Origin of the sequence: Vibrio marisflavi CECT 7928, from assembly GCF_921294215.1 — a bacterium.
Lineage (GTDB): Bacteria > Pseudomonadota > Gammaproteobacteria > Enterobacterales > Vibrionaceae > Vibrio > Vibrio marisflavi.
Window position 1 is genome coordinate 415,122 of the sequence record NZ_CAKLDM010000001.1, and the last position, 19,261, is coordinate 434,382.

The following is a 19,261-nucleotide window of genomic DNA, read 5'->3' on the forward strand; positions in this document are numbered from 1 at the left end:
TCAGGTTACGGTTATGAAACAATTATTGGCACATAAAGCCGCTAGTGATATCGGTTTTACTACACAAGTAGAAAGGTTAAGAACACAATTTAAAGAATCGCCTCAATATCTGAGTTTGCTTGAAGAGCTATGTCAATTTCCTTTAGGACGCTTTCTTATCGAAAACAAAGGAATTGATGGTTATTGGACAGATGTTGTCGTTAATCATCCAACTCGTGGGCGAGTAAAAGGAATCAATTCAGAAGGTGAGCCTCTTACTCCACTCGAACAAAAAGTCCTTGATGAAGCCCCAACATTTCTAGCTACACAACAGCGTTATCAAATTTTTCGCCAGCAACTACAAAAGCTTGTACCTGATTGCCAGCGATTATTATCCGTACCTTCAGGGTTAATGAGTGAGCTTCTAAGCTTAGATTATGCAGATTGTAAGGGTGTAGAGCTCATCGCAGTGGATCTCGATAGAAATATTCTCAATAGTATTGCTGAAAATGCTAAGAACTATAGCTTTAAAGGGGAGTTACAATTAATAGAGGACGATGCGTGGCGCTTCGAGGTTGATAAGCAAGTTGACGTGATTACCAGTAATGGCCTTAATATTTATGTCGAGAAAGATGAAAAAGTTGAGGCGTTGTATCGCCAATATTGCAAAGCGCTAAAGCCTAATGGTCATTTTGTTGGTAGCTTTCTCACTCCTATCGATAGTTGGGATATGGATAAGATCAACGTAGAAGCGTTGCAGTTGCAAAAAAGCATTTTTGTAGATTTGCTTGGCGTAAATTGGCAACAATACCGGACTGAAAAGTTAACGCGTGAACAGCTAGAACGCGCTGGTTTTGTAGATATTGAGTTTATTTACGACGAGGCGAAAATATTCCCAACCTTTGTCGCAAGGAAACAAGCGTTATCTCAAAATTAAGACGTAATTTGCATAAGTCTAGAGATAGAAAGGTAGTCATCACATCTTGCAACCTCAACCATTATCGACTTTAATGAACGATAAATACTTTAAAGTCAAAGCCTTGCTAGGTTTGGAGAATATAATGCGAATTTTATTGATGTTGGTTTTTCTGGTATTGGGTGGGTGTAGCCTTACACCGAAAGCGCCAGAAGCTCAGATCATTGAGTATGGTCCAAATCAAAGCACGTATACGCAGCCTATCGTTCGAATTGTTCCTGTATATCCAGAGTTTGCTGTTGAAAGACATGTTGAGGGATACGTAAATCTAGCTTATGACGTTGATAGTAAGGGTAGTGTAACTAATGTACGCATACTTGACTCGAAGCCCGAGCATATTTTCAATGAGTCTGCGGTTCAAGCTCTATCTGATTGGAAGTTCTCTATTTATCCCAAAGGTAAACAAGTCATAGCGCGCAAAAACCAAACCGTTAGGTTTGATTATCATTTTCCTACTAACGATTAGCGCGCCTTCTATTTGGTATTAAAATAAAGTTGGTTTGATTTTTTAGGCCAACTTTCCTTTCTCTTCATTTTATTTCAAAGTCTGTTCACCTCTCAACCTCTTGAGGTTGCTTGTCTATGCACTACGCTTTATGTAGAAACTACTTTTTGTGAAAAGAAGTTGCGATATTAGTTATTCACTACAGGTAGTACACAATACTTTTGGGGAGGATGAGCTACGTGAGGTATTACTCTTTTGTACTGCTATTATTGTCATTTTCAACATTTTCTCAGACGATAACCTTAGGCTCAGTCGACTATCCGCCTTATTTTGGTCCACGCCTGCACAATTACGGAGTTGTTAGTGAGATTGTTCAGAGTGCATTTAAAAGACAGAAGGTAGACAGTAATGTCGACTTCTTCCCTTGGGCAAGGTTGATGCAAATCGGCAAAGCAGGCAAGGTAGACGCTTTGTACACAGTTTGGTGTACCGCAGAAAGGAAGCGAGATTTCTACTATTCTCACGCATTATTTCCAAATGAAGTCGTATTACTTAAGTTGAAAAGCCTCAAGATAAAGTTTGAAAGCTATAAAGATTTGCGGCCCTATCGAATCGCTTACGTATACGGCTATGCGTACCCCGACGCTTTTTACCAAGAGCCAAAACTTAAACTTATCAAGGGATACAACGATAAAGAGAATGTAGAGAAATTGCTTGCAGGAAAAGTTGACTTAGTTGTTATAGATAAATATCAAGGTATTTCCTTATTGAAGGAATTGTCTCCAGACAAAGCCAAGGAGTATGATACTTCGCTCAACCCTTTGAGTATCATGCAGCAATATGTCGCTGTACCAAAAGCCATCAAGCACGGTCATGAACTAATAGATAAGTTTAATCTTGGTTTATCTCAGATGAAAGAAGATGGTAGTTTTCTCGAATTATTAAAAGCGAATGACTTGGATGTTGAGCCTAAGTATTGGCAAGCGGAACAAAGCTGTAATCCGTAGTAATAGCACGTTTAGGTCATTAGGCCTTTGTTAACAAAGAGTGCCGCAACTCGCTGCACTCTTTCGTGTTGGTTGTTTAAAAGATAGATTGCGTTTAGTTGCCACCAAATGCTTTTAATGTTTTACCTGTTTCAATCCCAAGCACAGAGCGAACATAATATTTCGCAACATCCTTCGCATCGACAGAGAAAAAACCGGGAAAGAATGAGCCGTACGCATCCATAGACTCGGTAACAACAGATGGGCTAACCAGATTAATTCTTTGGTTATTGGGCAATTCATTAGCCACTGCTTTTACAAAGTGTTCAATTGCTCCATTTAAAGTCGCAGCACTTGTGCCATGAGCTATAGAATGATCAGCAATTATCCCTCCCGTTAATGTAATACTTCCGCAGCGATTGAGGTGGTTTATTCCAATCTGAGTTAAGTTTATCTGACCCATCAACCGGCTGTTAATTCCTTTCTGCCAATCAGCTTGAGTCAACTCGTCAAATGAATTGAAGGCAATATCGCCAGCTGCACAGATAATGGCATCTAACTGGCCAATGGAAGTTAGCGCAGTCGATATTGAGTCTGTAGATGTTATATCTAGATGAATGTCTCCAGAGGTTCGCCCCGCGGTAATGATCTCATGTTGGTCTTTTAGCGCTTTTGTCACTTCCCTGCCTATTACGCCATTTGCACCAATAATTAGTATTTTCATTTTGTTTTTCCACGTACAATTGTCAACAAAATGGATGTTATTTTCTTTACCAACGCGGAAAAACAGCAAAAACTAATTACAATGTTTAATAAATGGGGCTAATGATGAACTTGGAGTACTTACAAACGTTTTTGTTTGTTGCAAATGCCAAAAGCTTTACAAAAGCGGCTGAATCATTAAGTGTTTCAAAAGGGCTAGTATCTAGACATATTCAAAAGCTTGAAGAGCACCTGGGGACGAAGCTTTTCCACAGATCCACTCGCAAAATTGAACTGACAGAAGTTGGGCATGAACTGTTGGTCAAAGCTCAACATATTCGAATGTTATCCATTGAGGCTGAAATGAGGGTTAAAGATCTTATTCATGACCTTACTGGTGAGTTAAAGATTACTGCGGCTCCAGAATTTGGTCAGATGCTTTGCCAGACAGTTGTTCCCAAATTCCGCTCTATGTATCCGGAAGTGGATCTTAGGCTAGATTTCACGTTGGGTGAGAAGAGTGTTGAATCGGGGGAATTTGATATTGCTTTTAGAGCTGCTGAAGAGCTTCCCAACGACGTGATTGCCAAGAGACTTGGTTACATCAGAAATGTATTGGTATGCACGCCTGATTTTTCCCAAAAATATCCGATGAATGAACTATCAGATATTTACCAGATACCGTTTATTTTGAATAACTATAACAACCAGTGGAATACGCTAAAATTGAAATCTGCAGCTCGCGAACTAGATGTGGATGTAAAGGGTAGCATCAGTGCAAACAGTTATCAGGCGGTATTGGCCCTCACTATGCAGCATTTAGGGGTGGCGAGCCTTCCCTACTATCAAGTGGAACAGCATTTATCGAATAAGACACTTTGCCAGTTGTTTCCGTCATGGTCTATAAAAGCGCACAAGCTCAATCTAATTTATGCTCAAAAACGGACAACACCGAAGAAAATCAAGGCCTTTAATCAACTTGTCATTGACCTGCTAAAAGAGCGTAGCAGCTATCTTCTGCCGGATTAGGTTCGATTCTAAAATTGAAAGGTATTAGTGCTGCTGTTTATGAATCGAGCTATGTGAAATCGAGTCCGTTACTAAAACTCGTCCAATTTTTTGTAAAATAAGAAAGCTTTTGGCTGTTTACTTATTCTAAAGTACAGTTGAAGATCTTTCGGAACGTGGCTGGCTTTATGAGGAATGCTTGATGCGCTGTTGGTTTCTTTTTGCTTTTTTAACGGCCCCATTTTTAGTGGGTTGTACAACTACAACGACCTCAAGAATAGTTAACTCTCCTTTAGTTGGTGCTCGGTTTGCTGGAGCACCGTCAGCCTCCAATGACAATCCAGTTCCTATATGGGCATATCAGCCCCCCAAACCAGATAAAATGGGTGTGTTTGGTGTGGGTTCTGGCCAAGCGTCAACATTGGATGAAGCTATGGCCAAAGCAAATTCTGCAGCGAAGCTAGACCTTGCAAACGGGTTCGTTCAAGCTCTTTATGGGAGTGATAGCAAACAGAAGGATGATGATACAGCGAATCAGCTTCATCAGCAGAGAACTCAGCTCATCTATAGTGTGGTCGAGCAAGCTCCAGATGTGGACTACTCAAGAAGTGAGCAACAAGCTCTCATGAAGAACAATCTTTTCACGGCTTATTCCCAACTAAAGCTATCCTACATAAACCTTTATAATCTTCTTGATAAGCAAGTTCGCTACACGTCGGGTACAGAGGTAAATAGCAAGCTTCAAGAGATCCAACAAAAAGTAAAGCAGAGACTGACTTCAGGTTAGTCTTCTTCTTTACAGCAATTTCACCCTGAACACCTTTTATTATGTGGATGCGGTGACCGTTACCCAACATAGACATTTGACGTAGCCTATTGATGCTATTAATACTTAAAGGGGTATGTAAGTTTATAGTTATATTGGGAAGGGAATCTCATGAATACAGCTGGAAAAATACTGACAACGTTGATTGCAATGCTGTTGTTTGTTACTCCTTTATCGGCGCAGACAGTTAAACTGGCCAATGGGGAGTGGGCACCATATCAATCGGAATCCTTGAAAGAGAACGGATTTATTTCTCAGTTTGTGAAAGAAATATTTGAGGGTGAAGGCTATCAAGTAGAATTTGTTTTTCTTCCTTGGAAAAGGGGGTTTGAAGATACTAAAAAAGGGCAGCTCGATGGCTCATTTTTATGGAGTAAAAACTCAGAGCGAGAGGAGTCATTTTTATACTCTGACCCAGTCATTTCATTGAGCTCTTCAATATTTCAACGTGTTGATAAACCTATATCGTGGCAAAATCTCAGCGATCTTTCCAAATATAAGATAGGTGGCGTCGTTGGTTATTCTTATGTAACAGATGACTTGGAAAAGCAGGGAGTGCTAAAAGTGCAACGCATCGCTAAGCCTGACGGCAATTATAAGAAGTTAGCTGCGGGCCGTTTAGATGGGGTGCTTGAGGATACTGATGTCGGTTATGAAGCCGTAAATCGGCTTGGATTATCTGGAAAGATAGAACCCAATAAAAAGCCGCTCTCTACAAGAGAATATTACGTCATTATTTCTAAGAATTCGCCGAGGGCTCAGGAATTAGTAGACGCTTTCAACAAAGGCCTTGCCAAAGCTCTTGCATCAGGAAAGCTTAAACAATATCGAGAAGCTTCAAACAAAGGAGAATACAAGAAGCCATAAACTAGTGGCTGACGTAACTACTCCTATTGCAGCTAGGATAAGGGAAGTAATAAGCCTTATCCTAGCTAGTATTATAACTTTAGGTTTTCAGAGACTTTCCCAGCTATTTTTTTAAATAGTGCAATTTCTTCATCAGTTAAGTTGTGCTGCATTTTTGTTTGTAGCGCACTTTGAGCATCCAATACTCTAATGGCTAACTCCTGACCCTCAGTGGTCAATACGAGCAGCTGACTTCGTTTATCGTTAGGGTCTGGCGATTTTGTTAACCATCCATTCTCGATCATATCTTTAATGAGCCGCGCTATCTGTGCCTTGTCTCTGCCAAAGTGGCTAACAATGTCATTGGCAGTGCAATTTTCTGACGCATGTATAAAGGAAAGACACTTCACGTACATTTTGTTTAAGCCTAGTTCTTTTGCTTTCAAGGCTCGTCGCATAGCTACCTTGTAACTATGAACTATCTCAAAAATTGAATCAGATAGTGGACTGCTATTCATTATTCTCTCGCAATAAAAGGTTGACAATGTCAACTATATTCGATTATGGTTGACTTTGTCAACATAGTTGATGTTTTTCAATTTATATCATTACGAGATTAGGTTCTCTAGGAATTTTCTATGAAAAAGAAAAGAACGACGCGATTAACGAGAGTTAGCCGAATTTTGGATTTATCTCCCCATTTGAGGCGGATCATTGTGTCCGGTGATAGCCTCAAAGATTTCCCTACAGGGCAGGAAGGTTGTCATGTGAAAGTTGTGTTACCAGATGAAGGGGAGTTTGATGGTAAAAAGCGCTCCTATACAATACGTTTCTTTAATCCTGAAACCTATGAACTAGCTATGGACTTTGTCGTTAATCGGCACCTCGGGCCAGCAACAAATTGGGCCCTGCAAGCAAAAGTAGGCAGTGAAGTAGGAATCGCAGGGCCAGGCCCACTAAAACTAACTAATTTTGAGCACCACAGCTATTTACTTGTCGGCGATCTAACCTCAATTAATGCTATCAATGGGTATGTTCCCAGGTTCAACAAGTCAGCAGATGTTACAGCGATTATCTCTGTGCCAACTAGAGCAGACATTGTAGAGCTAGACTATGAAGATTCGGCAAATACCTGTTGGTTTGTAGAAGATGAAGCGCAGGTACCTTTGGAGAGCTTCGTTGAACAAGTGGCGCGGAAGATGTCAAAAGATACTCACGTATTTCTGGGGTTAGAAGCACGAACAATTCGTACGCTCCGACCTATATTGCAAGAAAGCCTAGGCTTTAGCCGCTTAAACACCTTTGCTGTAGGTTATTGGAAAAAAGGCATCAATGCCGACAAATTCAGTATGCAAAAGAAATTGATGCCAGTATAGCCGCTATTTTATCGGTACTTGTGAGAAGTCAAAGTCGCTACTGTTGGCTAATTTGCAGTAGTCATCAGCAATCACTTTACACCATTCGATAACGTCATCTCTCATACTGAGAAACTTGTCGAGTGAATTTTCGACGGTATTGGTCAAGGTGATGACACAAGTCAACTTAAGGTTGTCTCCGATAGAAAAGGAGGCCAGATTATACAAGCTGTGTGACTCTAATATAGGCAAAAATTGGGATTGGTAATCACTATTTTGGGTATTTGGAAAACATAATTTTCCGCAACGCTTTTCTGTTTGCTCGAATGTGTCATCTATGCGGTTGTACTGCTGGTGATAGTAGGTTTCACGGAAGTCATTTGGAACATTGGTAACAAGCTCAGATACATTTGCTTTTTCGTTGTTTATTCGTATAGAAATATACGTGTCATGCAGGTTAAGCTTTTGGTTGATTTCGCTGGTAAAACTCATTCTTACAACCCTTTTATGTGTTTTCTAGTTCAGTGAAAACTACCATCTTATTGAAAAGTAAGTGTAAATACTATCGCTCTAAACACAAGTACGAAGCTGTACATGTATGAAATAAGAGCGATAGAAAAGGAAATGAGAAAATGCTGAATGAGCGAATCAACTTGCTCCACCACAGAGGTAGAGCTAATTTGCTACCTTTTTCACTTCAGCTTCGTTGCTTTCAGAGAATATATCGGCGACTGCTTGTCGCTCTAGTTCTCCCTTGAGGTTACCTTCTTCATCGACAACAGGGAGTGAGTATTCGCAGGCCATGCTATCAGGCAATACCTCTTCTATGGCCGCCTCTGGAGATATTGATGGGATTTCTTCGTAAATCTCCTCGTTAAAACCTGCAATAGAGACGTCTTCGACAGCCGTTTGCAAATTCTCACGCGTGACTAAGCCTTGATAGCCGTCGTCTGTTACGTGGTAAGCGTAATCTTTCTTCAGCTTCTTCATCTGCTTTAGGGCTTCATCAATAGACTCTGAAGTAATTCGATGAGCCGGAGGCTGCATAACAGCTTCTACCGTAAGCGCCCTTGCGCGATTTACATCCTTAACAAAGGCTTCGACATATTCGTTGGCTGGGTTAAGAAGTATTTCATCAGGCGTACCTTGCTGGACAAGCTCTCCATCTTTTAAAATTGCAATTCGATCTCCAAGGCGCAGTGCTTCATCGAGATCATGAGTAATAAAGATAATTGTTTTGTGCAGTTTATCTTGTAGCTCAATCAGCTGATCCTGCATTTCACTCCGAATAAGCGGGTCCAAAGCTGAAAAGGCTTCATCCATCAATAGGATCTCTGCGTCAGTGCATAGCGCTCTAGCTAGACCAACACGCTGTTGCTGCCCGCCTGAAAGTTGGGAAGGGTACTGTTCTGAATACTCACTAAGTCCGACGGTGTCTAGCCATTCTTGGGCTTTTTCTTGCCGCTTTTCTTTGCTAATCCCCTGAACTTCTAGCCCGTACGCGACATTGTCAATAACGTTCCTATGGGGCATCAAGCCAAAGCGCTGAAATACCATCGACATTTTATGTCTGCGAAATTCTTCCAGCTCTTTGGTTGAGAGTTCAGTTACATCAATGCCTTCAACAAATATTTGCCCCAACGTTGGGTCGATGAGACGGTTGAAATGGCGTATAAGAGTTGATTTACCTGAACCAGATAGGCCCATAATGACAAATATCTCACCTTTATTGATGCTCAGGTTTATGTCTTTTAGGCCGACCGTATGACCTGTTTCAGAAAGAATTTGTTCTTTTGACTCACCCAGTTTTACTTTATCGACAACAGACAAAGGGTTTGGTCCAAAGATTTTATACAAACCAGTTATCTCGACAAGGGAATTAGTCATGCCTGTTTTCTCCTAGATGTGATTGCACTCTTTTCGCATAAGCTTGAGAGGCTCTATCAAAGAGTATAGCAAGGGCAACGATTGCAAACCCATTGAGAAGGCCAAGAGTAAAATACTGATTGGTTATTGATTTGAGAACGGGCTGCCCTAGGCCTTTTACGCCGATCATCGACGCAATAACAACCATTGACAACGCCATCATGATTGTCTGGTTTATTCCAGCCATTATCGTTGGCATTGCTAGCGGTAACTGAACACCCCAGAGTCTTTGTTTCTTGTTTGCACCAAATGCAGTTGCCGCTTCCAACACTTCTTTATCAACGAGGCGTATGCCTAAGTTTGTAAGTCGAATGACTGGCGGAATCGCATATATGACAACAGCGATGAGACCTGGAATTTTGCCAATGCCTAGTAGCATGACGACAGGGATTAGGTACACGAAAGCTGGCATTGTCTGCATAATATCGAGAAGGGGAGTGACGACCGCTTGTACTCTGTTAGAGCGAGCCATAGCAATGCCGACAGGTATGCCGATAACTATGGAGAGCAAGGTACATACGGTAATGATGCTGAGGGTTCGCATCGTGTCTTCCCACATACCAAAATAGCCAATCAAAAGTAAAGAAACGATACCGCCCAGTGTGAGCTTCCAAGATCGGCTTGCTATGTAAATTAGCCCGGCACATATCGCGAGGACTAGCCACCAAGGTGTTGAGATTAGGAGTTTTTCAAACCAGACAAGAAAGGAGAGAAGGGGGTCAAAAAATGATTCTATTAAGTCACCATATTCGCGGGAGAACTCCCGATATCCGCCGTCTAATGTTTTTTTAATTAACCTAAGATCGGCACGGTCCATCTCAGGAAAGCTTATCCATGCACTGTTAGCCATAATTACATCCTTATAAAAACGCAGTAACCTTTTGGGTTACTGCGTAAATTTGTCCAAGGGCTTAAAGAGCACTTTCTACTTTTTTCGCTACATCAGCGGGTACCCATCTTTGCCAAGTTTTCGGATAAGTAGTCAAAAAGTAGTGCATAGCTTCGTTACTGTCGGCTTGGTTATCTTCCATCCATGCAAGCAACTTATTTAGCTCCTGGTTGGTAAATCCACGTTTGACAAAGTAACGATTTACTTCAGGATTCTGCGATGCGAACTTTTCGGTTGTTACAGTGTAAACAGGAGAGGTTGGATACATAGAGACAGTAGGATTCTCACAATCAGCTTGGGTGATACAGTCGACAAATTCTTTCTCGTGAACGCCACTGCCAAAGTCAACTTTCACCATCTGATATTTACCAAGGATTGCGGTTGGTGCCCAGTAGTAACCAAACCAAGCTTGCTTTCGTTCATTCGCTTTAGCTAACGAGCCAGAAAGTCCGGCACTTGACCCCGGATCAACTAAAGTGAAACCAGCGTCTTCAAGTTTTAGTGCTTTGAATAAATTTTCCGCTGAGATTTGGCACGCCCAGCCAGCTGGACAACCATAAAATGCCGATGAGTCAGGGTCTTCAGGGTTTTTAAATAGTTTGGCGTGTTTTTTCACACCCTCGATTGTTGCAAGATCTGGGTATTTTTCTACCATGTAAGCAGGTACCCAAAAGCCTTCTTCTCCCCCATCAATCAAAACGTGCCCAGTGTAACGCAGACGTTTCTCTTTTACGCCTTTGTCCAAAGCATCTTTCAGGCTGTTCGTCCATAGCTCAGGTGCTACATCAGGCTGACCTTTTTCAATCATTGATGTTCCTGTCGGCATGGTGTCACCTGGTATTAGTTGGGCATCGCAGCCATAACCATGCTCAAGCACAAACTGGTCGATGTTGGCGATAAGGCTCGCTGAATTCCAGTTCATATCTGCAATAGTTACGGTTCCGCACTCTTTCGCCAAAGTAGGAAAAGCTGTGAAGGTAGTTAAAAGCATCAGTGAAATGATTCTTTTCATCTTGAGAGGTCCTTTCTCCATTCGAGGTTGCTACATAAGCTTATGTTATATAGACAGTGGCGTATAGCTAAGACTGCTCAAAGGTGACTAGTCTCTCATCACTAATAGGTAGACTGGCAATAAAAAAGGCTGTGGTATATAAACCACAGCCTTCGCTGGCAGGGTGATATTTAACCTTCTTCGTTTAATGAGTCCATATAGGAATCAAATTGGCCGAATGCAGAAGAGGCCATATTGGAAACAGTAAAGGTTTCGGATATTTTCTCTTTAATGGTCGTGCCGTCCAACAAGTTTTGAATCTTCTGCTTCCTAACTGCTTTTTTGAAAGCATCTTCATCTGTACCTGGAATAAAGTTGGTTTCACCTCGAGCAGCGTTCAACACTTGCATCGCACCGGGCTTTTCACTGGTTAATTGAATAGGGCATTGGGAGATAAATGCTCTAGCCTCATCTTGCAAAGACCGATAAGCTGAAAGTAGGTCTTTTTGGTGTGAAAAGATTGGATCGACTGGCCCTGTATTGCGGCTGAATTTTTTCTTAATTCTACGATATAGGCGTGTCGTTTTAGATGGTGGATTTGGTCTTGCACTGACAATATCTAAGAAGTTGTAAGGTGAACTATAGCAAGGCATACACACAATATAACTAGCTAGGATCGGTATCGTCTCCATTTGCTCTCGTAGCCACTTCTTAAACCGAGTGGCAGTTAATGTGCCAGCTTTTAGCTTCAGGTTAATACACTCCTGTCTAAATTTTTTAAAGTTTCTTACCATCATGTATCGGTCAAATAGCCCTTTCAAGAAATCAAATACTGCTTTTACCGCTTTTAGGACTGTAGTTACTGTGGAAGAAATACCTAAACTACCTACATCGATGAATATCGAGCCGATAGAGGTTAACGCTACAACACCTTTTTCAATGGCTACCGATGCGACTTCAGCTCTAACAGTTTCTATCACATCTTCGGCACTTGCGTAGGCCGCATTTTTACCTAAGTGGCGTGTTTTATAGTAGGTAACAGACTTCTGTAGAACAGGGTATATAGCTGTTGCCGCTTTTTTTATATCGCCATAAATAGGTGCAACATCTTCAAGCACTTTAAAGATGAGCTTGGGAACCATAGATATTATTGCATCTTTGATATGCTCTAGAATTGCCCCACCATGTCGCTGGAAGAATTCCAGCAATTTGTCTTTTACCGCTTTGATAATTTTCTTTATATATTTGTAGGCTTTAGAATCTTGGACCCCAGACTTGGCTTTGTTAATACCTTGAGTAACGTAAAAATCTTTTCCTTTGGAAGCCTGTGATATTGAGTCGGCCAAATCATTGGTGGTAGATAACCCCTCTACTGCTGTTTGAACTTTTTCAATTAACGTTAGCCCTTCAATACTCGTGTTTGAAAAAAGGTTCAACATGTCTTTATACATGGGGGGAAGTGTATTGCTGGTATTCACAGGTGCTAATACTGGTGGAGCAGTAATAGCATTAGATCGTCTCAAAGGTGGGGGTGTAGGCATAACAAGTTACCTCTAATATCGGGTTAATTTACAACTACTTCCAAATTAGCCAGTGGTAGTCCTACTCTAAATGCATTGGGTTGTTATTTTTGGCCGTTGCAACATCTACGTATATGGCTAGATCGTTGAGTGCTTTCTTAAAGCAGAGTTTTTGCTCAAATATAAATCTAGCACAAAAAAATGTTATTTTTGCGGGTGATTCGTCACTAGGTGTAACAATTAATAATAAAGTTGCGAAGAAATTAGGTTTATTAAGGACTTATGATAATAATACTGTTATTCAAATCTTTGATTTTGCGAATGAAGGCCTAGAGTTTTAGCTCTAGGCAGTTTTGTAATTATAAGACGTTCTTATGGCTATCTTTCGCTGTTTTTATAATCTGCTGCAACTCTTTAGTCGCTTGAGTAGAGGAAATAGGTTGCTTACGTTTCACCACTTCTGCGAGCATGAAGCTAGTTCGATTAGACTCATCATTTTGAATATTTGCAGCTACGTTAACTAGATTTGGGTATATTTCGTTTAATACACAGGCGCCAACAGCTGCGGTGCCTTTAGGGAATTTATGCATTGATACTTGTTTGGCTGCATAAGCTGTACCTTGCGGAACCACTATTTCCATTGCGTCATAAGACTGGTTCCACTTGCTGACTTCTTTTAGTGCCGCAGGGTGGGACGCTATCGCTTTAATTGGTTGCTTAGCCTTAATGTCTTGCTTGTTCATGAATGCACACATTTCGATCGGAGTTGTAATAAAGGCGATGGGTTTTGTGACTTTATATTGTTCAATTGCTTTAACAGTGGCATCTACTAGTTTCCCCTTTATCGTGGAGTTCTCTATTGCAGTAAATGCTCGCCCCTTATTTTCGTTTGCTTGTTGATATGTATTGAGAGGCGTGCCGGAAAAAATTACTTTGCTTTTAAGCGTCGGATCCTTTTTTAACAGTTGATGTAGGGCGGCATCGTTAAAGCTACCTTTTGAGGCTTGTACATAGATGGTTGGAGTTGCCTGAGCGACAAGTGGGGCTGACAATAAAAAGGCGACAGCCAATTTTTTGAAGGAAACCATAAAAAACCTAAAGCTGAAATTGAACCGGAAGAACAAAGTACTAGAGAATAGCTGCAGCTCCAAGTTCAATGACAAAATTTGTCTTTAATTTAAAACTAGAGCATTACTGAATCACATTTACTTATGTTTTTTGGCCAAAATAATAAGCCACTCCATACTGAGGAGTGGCTTAGTCAATAAACAACAGTAGCTATTTACTTATATCATTTGAGTGCAAAAAGTTGACGACTTTATCCGGATAGTCTGTAAAAACACCATCAACTTTCACCTTGTTGTAAAAAATATCCAGCATATCGTCGAAACTATTCGCGTAGGATGGTATGCGACCTTCATCAGATCTAAAGGTATAAGGGTGGATTTTTAAGCCCGCTTTCTTAGTGGCTTCAACCAGTGGAAGAATGATAATATTTTCCTTAGTCGATGCATCATCGACTAACATCGGTTTCCATGGACCAATTCCATCTGCGTATTTCGCAACCTTTTCCATACCATCTGGTTGGAACATCCAATTGTAGTCATAGGGAACAAACTGACCGTTTTCTTGAATCATAGTTTCGTTCCAATCGTTATAAGCCATAAGCTGAACCAACTTGAGGTCCATGTGCATGTGCGGCAAAAGCTCATCGTGTATACGTTTTAACTCAATCGGGTCAAAACACTGAAGGTATACATTGCTATCTTTAGACGTGTAGCCATATTCCTTGAGTGTTTTTAAAACAGCTAAGCTTATGTCTTTGCCTTCACTACGATGAAACCATGGTGCTTTTATTTCAGGGTAGATTCCGATGTCGTAGCCAAGAGTTTTATTTAAGCCTTGGATTAGTTCGATTTCTTCAGCAAATGTGTGAACTTTAAATTCAGACTTCCACATTGGGAATCTCTCTGGAAAAATTTGTGTTTGTTTACCATTTTTATCCAGATTAAACCCTTCAGTCGCATTTAGGCTTTTGATTTCTTCCAAGGTAAAATCAATCGCATAGTAGCGACCGTCTGGCCGAGCACGGTTAGGGAACTTTTGCGCAACATCAGTGACTCGATCCAAATAGTGATCGTGCAAAACAACCAATTCGTCATCTTTGGTCATGACAACGTCTTGTTCGATAAAATCTGGCTTCATAGCATAAGCCATGGCTTTAGCAGCCATTGTGTGCTCCGGCAAATAGCCGGAAGCACCCCTATGTGCGATAACAATTTGCTTTGCTTGGGCGACTGAAGCCAGAGTCAGTAAAGCAGAAAATGCGATCGCTTTTAGAGTTTTCATCTTTATATCCTTACTTAAGCAGTGGTCTCAGTAGCTTGGTGTTTGTTTTTGTGATGCAACATCTCGCCCACAAATGCGTATATCAAGCAGGCAATAGAAGCGATACATGCACTAACTAGTACAATGAAGCCACCGTTCCAACCAAAGTTATCTACTGTGTAACCAAGTAACGCGTTTGCTGCAACGGCTCCACCCAAGTAACCGAACAACCCTGTTAGGCCGGCTGCGGTGCCCGCCGCTTTTTTCGGTGCAAGCTCTAGAGCGTACAGGCCAATCAGCATTACTGGGCCGTAAATTAGGAATCCAATTGCGATTAGAGCAAGCATATCAATGGTCGGGTTGCCCGCTGGGTTGAACCAGTAAACAAGCACTGCGACTGTTACAAGTACCATAAATAGAATGCCAGCAGGAGCACGGCGTCCTTTAAATAGTTTATCTGAAATCCAACCACAAAGTAGCGTACCTGGAATACCAGCCCACTCATAAAGGAAATATGCCCAAGAAGACTTGTCGACGCTAAAGCCTTTTGCTTCTTTCAAATAAACAGGAGCCCAATCCAATACTCCATAACGAATCAGGTAAACAAACGCATTCGCAATGGCAATTGACCAAAGGAGTTTGTTGTTGAATACGTACTTGAAGAAAATATCTTTAGCTGAAATTTCTTTCTCGTGTGATGCGCTATAGTCGTCAGGAAAATCTTGCTTATACTCTTCGATAGATGGCAGACCACATGATTGAGGAGTATCACGCACAGTAAACCAAATAAAAACAGCAACTAACGTGGCAAAAAAGGCTGGTACGTAAAAAGCGGTATGCCAGTCGTCGTTAAACATCCATAAACCCAACAGGAACATTGGGCCAATTAACCCGCCACCAACATTGTGTGCGACGTTCCAGACCGAGACAATTTCCCCCCTTTCTTTTCGTGACCACCAGTGCACCATAGTTCGTCCACAAGCCGGCCAGCCCATACCTTGAAACCAACCATTGATAAACAGTAGAACGAACATTGCAGTAATGCTGCCGGTTGCCCAAGGCATGAATCCAAAACAAAACATTACTAACGCGGACATTAACAAGCCAGCACTCAAGAAGTACCTAGGATCGGAGCGGTCGGACACACTGCCCATTAAGAATTTGGAAAGGCCATAAGCAATTGATACTGCGGCCAAAGCTACACCAAGGTCGCCTCGGCTATAACCTTGTTCTATTAAGTAGGGCATAGCTAAACTGAAGTTCTTCCTAACTAAGTAGTAGCCAGCGTAGCCAAAAAATATTCCGAGAAACAGTTGCCAGCGAAGTCTAGTGTAGGTGCTATCTACTTTACCTGAAGGTAACTGGGGTAAGTGCGATTTTGGCTTAAATATACCAAACATAAATGCGCCTCATTATTGTCCATTTTTATAAGAAACGTACGAAAAGTTTGAGTATCCATAGCTAGAAATATTTACAGAATGAATGCTCGTACGAAAGTGTGAGGATTTTGTTAAAAAATCACAGGCTTTTCTGTGACGAATGTAGTAGAAGTATTTATGTATAAGCACTTATTCAAATAAGTTAGATCTAGGTATCATGAATATTATAAGTTTTTATAACGAGGGATGGTGTGGTGATCGAAAATAAATCACTTTCGAGTGAGCGAGATTTGGTTTGTGTGGTGAGTGATGGAAAAAGCTCCAGCATATAGCTGAAGCTTAAAGAAGGTTGGGTGCTAGCTATTGGACTTGATCACTCGTTAGCATAGTGGTCCTTGTTGCGGCGGCTTTGATATGGTGTACTCGCCTTTTAAACTACGGTATACAATGACATGCCAAACGGTGTTGTCCGAAAGGCGGTATTCGATAGCATAGTTAATACCATTGACGACCTGAGAATGTACCGAAATGATGCTATCGAGCTTAGCGCTAGTATCCATATGAGACATCACTAGCTGCAACGCTTTGTGGATATCTGGGGTTACTTCAGCTGTCTGCCAGCCACCTGCTAGATTAGCGGTGGTATCACAAATAGGGTTTTTCACGTCAGGAGTCTCTACTTTTTTTACTTCCTTTTGCCCACAGCCTGCTAAGGCCGCAGTACAAAGAGTTAGAGCAATAATTTTTTTCATGTTGATTTAGTCCATATGTGAGCAGAAGTGGTGAAACTGAGGTCTCTATTGTAACCACTGGTCTCTGCTTGCCGTCGATATTCTACCAGAAGCAAATCATACTGATATGTATGTAAAGAGTCCGTCAAAAGCTGTCAGGATTATATGAAATTTTCCAGTACTTCGGCCAGAGTTTGTGAAGTTAAATAGTTGAATTTTTAGGGAAGTGAATCGTCACCTTGCGACCACCCTCGACAGGCTCATGCTGATACTGCCAGCGCATTTTTGAGACAATGCGCTCAACAAGCTGAAGCCCTAGCCCATAACCATAGTCGCTGGAAGTCAATTGCTGAGCGTTTGGACTTTCACAATTATTTTCTATAACTAAGCATTGATTTGAGTAGTCAATTTTAATGATACCTTTTTGCGTATATTGAAACGCGTTGCGCAAGATGTTGTTAATAATCAACTGGCAAGGAATAATCTCTATACGTAACTCTTGGGTTGAGATATTTGGTTGAATTTGGATAACTTTATCTTCCAAGAGATAGTGGTTATCTTCTATCAGGCTTTCGATAAGACTACCCATAGAGACAACGCCGACTTCTAACTGGCGTTCATCTTCGCTACTTAGCCAGAGTAAGGTCTCTGTAATATGCTGCATGTTTAGAGCCGCACGGTTTACTCTTGCAATTGATGCCGCATACTTTCTGTCTTTTTCAGCCAGTTTCTCCAACAACTCTCCGTTATTGCGCATAATGGCAATCGGTGTTCTAAGTTCATGACTGGCATGACGAAGAAAACTTTTTTCCTTTTCAATCAATTGGGTTATTTTGGTGAAGCTGGACTGTTGATGTCTAGCTATTCTATTGATCTCTTCGAATTCAAAATCAGGTATAGGTTTATTGATGTCTTCGGCTTTTAGAGAGTCGGCCCAGTCTGCTAGCTTCGCCAACAATCCAAGCGTTTTAAGCGCAAAGAAACGGGCCATTAAATGCATTATTAAACCAATGATGAGCCCTATAGGCCATGTGATCAGCAATAACGTGACGAACCTATTGTCGCTAAAATAAGACAAATCACTTGGAACGTTATATATCCGCGTTAGGAAAAGAGTCTTACCATCACCTAAAGGATATGAAAGTAGAAATACTGTCTTATCAGGCCAAAAAACATGAGTTACGTGGCCGTCGACGTATCTAACTCTTCTCAAACTTACTTTGGTTAGATCCGTGGGAGGAGAAATCGTACTTGTTATCCATTCTGGTAGAGAGCTCCAGCCGAGATAGCCGGAGATATTAGCAGTATGGGGGAGAGGAGTATTTGGCGACTTCTCGTAGAGTTTGGAGAAATGTTGCGCTTCATTTTCTAAGAATTGGTAGTGAGCCTCTTTGAAGCCTTGCAAAGTAAACCAGCCAATGATGTAGGTATAGGTTAAAATAACGATAACAGTCGTTGTTATTTGAGCTTTTGTAAATGTGTTTTTAATAAATACTGGCTTAGTCACCGGGCTTTTCATTCGCCTCTTCCCTAAACGCAAAACCTTGCCCAGCAATAGTGTTGATGAGCTTATTGTCAAAGTCGCTGTCGATTTGTTTTCTAAGCTTAAATAGGTGTACTTTTAAGCTATTGCTATTTGGACATTCATCACCCCATACGGATGAATACAGTTTTTCTCGGGATACCACATTAGGTGACTTTCTCATCAATACTTCTAAAAGTTTCCAACCGATAGGAGATAGGTGAATAAGCTGTCCTTCTCTTTTAACTGTTTTTTGGCTGAAATCTGCTTCGACACCAAACATTGATAGCTTGTTACTTTGCCCACTGTTTCTCTTGCTTAAGACATTGAGCCTAGCTGTAAGCTCGCGTAATTCAAATGGCTTGACTAAATAGTCATCAGCACCAGCTTCAAAGCCCAAGAGTTTGTCGTCAAGCGTATCGCGCGCAGTGAGCATGATGATAGGTATATTAGAGCCTTGTTCGCGTAACCTCTTGCAAACTGTTAAACCGTCTAATTTGGGCATGTTGATATCTAAAATAATGACATCAAACTCGTATTTATCCAATAAGGATAGGCCTTCCGTACCATTCGCAGCGTGATCGCAACATATACCTACTAACTCTAGGTAATCCACGACAGTCGCTGCTAAATCCATATCATCTTCGACTAACAACACAGATGAACTCATTTAATATCCTTGGCAATCCGGACTTTTCTCTATTATAGATGATAGATTTCAGCATCATTTTTAGAAAAGGATCAAAAACATACAGCGGAAAGTGATTTTTAGAAACTTACGCAGCTGTAGCGCACATACTGATAGAGGCGAACTCTAGTAATAATTGCGACTAATGTAAAGCTTGCTAATAA

Annotated in this window: 21 protein-coding genes; 8 read left to right on the top strand and 13 right to left on the bottom strand. The window is 41.2% G+C overall.

Annotation, left to right across the window (positions count from 1 at the left end; genetic code table 11):
- Window positions 1–13: 13 nt before the first annotated feature.
- The 3 genes from L7A31_RS01900 (at window position 14) to L7A31_RS01910 (ending at window position 2,407) form a co-directional block, all read left to right on the top strand.
- Entirely contained in the window at window positions 14–916 is a 903-nt protein-coding gene (locus L7A31_RS01900) for a class I SAM-dependent methyltransferase (protein WP_237359797.1), read from the top strand.
- A gap of 124 nt (window positions 917–1,040) precedes the next feature.
- Window positions 1,041–1,421 carry an energy transducer TonB gene (locus L7A31_RS01905; protein ID WP_237359798.1) on the top strand — a complete coding sequence of 127 codons (381 nt, stop codon included), beginning with the start codon at window positions 1,041–1,043 and terminating at the stop codon, window positions 1,419–1,421.
- 218 nt (window positions 1,422–1,639) lie between these two features.
- Complete coding sequence (locus tag L7A31_RS01910; protein WP_237359799.1) at window positions 1,640–2,407, top strand: substrate-binding periplasmic protein; 768 nt, start codon at window positions 1,640–1,642, stop codon at window positions 2,405–2,407.
- A 94-nt stretch (window positions 2,408–2,501) separates the two neighbouring features.
- On the opposite strand, the gene L7A31_RS01915 is transcribed toward L7A31_RS01910, so the two are convergent.
- Window positions 2,502–3,110 (bottom strand): short chain dehydrogenase, encoded by a 609-nt coding sequence (locus L7A31_RS01915; RefSeq protein ID WP_237359800.1) that lies wholly within the window; start codon window positions 3,108–3,110, stop codon window positions 2,502–2,504.
- Window positions 3,111–3,211: 101 nt separating this feature from the next.
- Between L7A31_RS01915 and L7A31_RS01920 the strand changes: the two genes are divergently transcribed.
- The 3 genes from L7A31_RS01920 to L7A31_RS01930 all read left to right on the top strand — a co-directional run bounded on the left by L7A31_RS01920 (window position 3,212) and on the right by L7A31_RS01930 (window position 5,789).
- Complete coding sequence (locus L7A31_RS01920; RefSeq protein WP_237359801.1) at window positions 3,212–4,117, top strand: LysR family transcriptional regulator; 906 nt, start codon at window positions 3,212–3,214, stop codon at window positions 4,115–4,117.
- A gap of 181 nt (window positions 4,118–4,298) precedes the next feature.
- Window positions 4,299–4,883, top strand: coding sequence for a hypothetical protein (locus L7A31_RS01925; protein WP_237359802.1), 585 nt, complete (start codon window positions 4,299–4,301; stop codon window positions 4,881–4,883).
- Between the two features lie 150 nt (window positions 4,884–5,033).
- Complete coding sequence (locus tag L7A31_RS01930; protein ID WP_237359803.1) at window positions 5,034–5,789, top strand: substrate-binding periplasmic protein; 756 nt, start codon at window positions 5,034–5,036, stop codon at window positions 5,787–5,789.
- 71 nt (window positions 5,790–5,860) lie between these two features.
- Here the strand turns inward: L7A31_RS01930 and L7A31_RS01935 are convergent, their stop codons facing one another.
- Complete coding sequence (locus L7A31_RS01935) at window positions 5,861–6,286, bottom strand: MarR family winged helix-turn-helix transcriptional regulator (RefSeq protein WP_237359804.1); 426 nt, start codon at window positions 6,284–6,286, stop codon at window positions 5,861–5,863.
- A gap of 120 nt (window positions 6,287–6,406) precedes the next feature.
- Between L7A31_RS01935 and L7A31_RS01940 the strand changes: the two genes are divergently transcribed.
- The gene (locus tag L7A31_RS01940; protein ID WP_237359805.1) at window positions 6,407–7,144 is read left to right on the top strand and encodes a siderophore-interacting protein; all 738 of its coding nucleotides are present in this window, start codon (window positions 6,407–6,409) and stop codon (window positions 7,142–7,144) included.
- A gap of 3 nt (window positions 7,145–7,147) precedes the next feature.
- On the opposite strand, the gene L7A31_RS01945 is transcribed toward L7A31_RS01940, so the two are convergent.
- From L7A31_RS01945 to L7A31_RS01965, 5 genes are all read right to left on the bottom strand, one after another.
- Window positions 7,148–7,615 carry a hypothetical protein gene (locus L7A31_RS01945; RefSeq protein WP_237359806.1) on the bottom strand — a complete coding sequence of 156 codons (468 nt, stop codon included), beginning with the start codon at window positions 7,613–7,615 and terminating at the stop codon, window positions 7,148–7,150.
- Window positions 7,616–7,798: 183 nt separating this feature from the next.
- Window positions 7,799–9,010, bottom strand: coding sequence for a quaternary amine ABC transporter ATP-binding protein (locus tag L7A31_RS01950; RefSeq protein ID WP_237359807.1), 1,212 nt, complete (start codon window positions 9,008–9,010; stop codon window positions 7,799–7,801).
- Window positions 9,003–9,899 carry an ABC transporter permease gene (locus L7A31_RS01955; RefSeq protein WP_237359808.1) on the bottom strand — a complete coding sequence of 299 codons (897 nt, stop codon included), beginning with the start codon at window positions 9,897–9,899 and terminating at the stop codon, window positions 9,003–9,005. Before L7A31_RS01955 ends, L7A31_RS01950 begins: the two co-directional genes overlap by 8 nt.
- Window positions 9,900–9,960: 61 nt before the next feature.
- Window positions 9,961–10,950 carry an ABC transporter substrate-binding protein gene (locus L7A31_RS01960; RefSeq protein ID WP_237359809.1) on the bottom strand — a complete coding sequence of 330 codons (990 nt, stop codon included), beginning with the start codon at window positions 10,948–10,950 and terminating at the stop codon, window positions 9,961–9,963.
- 170 nt (window positions 10,951–11,120) lie between these two features.
- Complete coding sequence (locus tag L7A31_RS01965; RefSeq protein WP_237359810.1) at window positions 11,121–12,470, bottom strand: hypothetical protein; 1,350 nt, start codon at window positions 12,468–12,470, stop codon at window positions 11,121–11,123.
- Between the two features lie 89 nt (window positions 12,471–12,559).
- On the opposite strand from L7A31_RS01965, the gene L7A31_RS01970 reads away from it, so the two are divergent.
- Complete coding sequence (locus tag L7A31_RS01970; RefSeq protein WP_237359811.1) at window positions 12,560–12,790, top strand: hypothetical protein; 231 nt, start codon at window positions 12,560–12,562, stop codon at window positions 12,788–12,790.
- An 18-nt stretch (window positions 12,791–12,808) separates the two neighbouring features.
- Here the strand turns inward: L7A31_RS01970 and L7A31_RS01975 are convergent, their stop codons facing one another.
- The 6 genes from L7A31_RS01975 to L7A31_RS02000 all read right to left on the bottom strand — a co-directional run bounded on the left by L7A31_RS01975 (window position 12,809) and on the right by L7A31_RS02000 (window position 19,079).
- Window positions 12,809–13,537 (bottom strand): prephenate dehydratase domain-containing protein, encoded by a 729-nt coding sequence (locus tag L7A31_RS01975; protein ID WP_237359812.1) that lies wholly within the window; start codon window positions 13,535–13,537, stop codon window positions 12,809–12,811.
- Window positions 13,538–13,727: 190 nt separating this feature from the next.
- Window positions 13,728–14,798 carry a glycerophosphodiester phosphodiesterase gene (gene glpQ / locus L7A31_RS01980; RefSeq protein ID WP_237359813.1) on the bottom strand — a complete coding sequence of 357 codons (1,071 nt, stop codon included), beginning with the start codon at window positions 14,796–14,798 and terminating at the stop codon, window positions 13,728–13,730.
- Window positions 14,799–14,812: 14 nt separating this feature from the next.
- Complete coding sequence (glpT, locus tag L7A31_RS01985) at window positions 14,813–16,177, bottom strand: glycerol-3-phosphate transporter (protein ID WP_237359814.1); 1,365 nt, start codon at window positions 16,175–16,177, stop codon at window positions 14,813–14,815.
- A gap of 359 nt (window positions 16,178–16,536) precedes the next feature.
- A complete protein-coding gene (locus L7A31_RS01990; protein WP_237359815.1) occupies window positions 16,537–16,908 on the bottom strand; it encodes a cystatin domain-containing protein in 372 nt (123 codons plus the stop codon).
- Window positions 16,909–17,089: 181 nt separating this feature from the next.
- Complete coding sequence (locus L7A31_RS01995; protein WP_237359816.1) at window positions 17,090–18,406, bottom strand: sensor histidine kinase; 1,317 nt, start codon at window positions 18,404–18,406, stop codon at window positions 17,090–17,092.
- Window positions 18,387–19,079, bottom strand: a complete 693-nt coding sequence (locus L7A31_RS02000; RefSeq protein WP_237359817.1) for a response regulator transcription factor — start codon at window positions 19,077–19,079, stop codon at window positions 18,387–18,389. Before L7A31_RS02000 ends, L7A31_RS01995 begins: the two co-directional genes overlap by 20 nt.
- Window positions 19,080–19,261 lie beyond the last annotated feature (182 nt).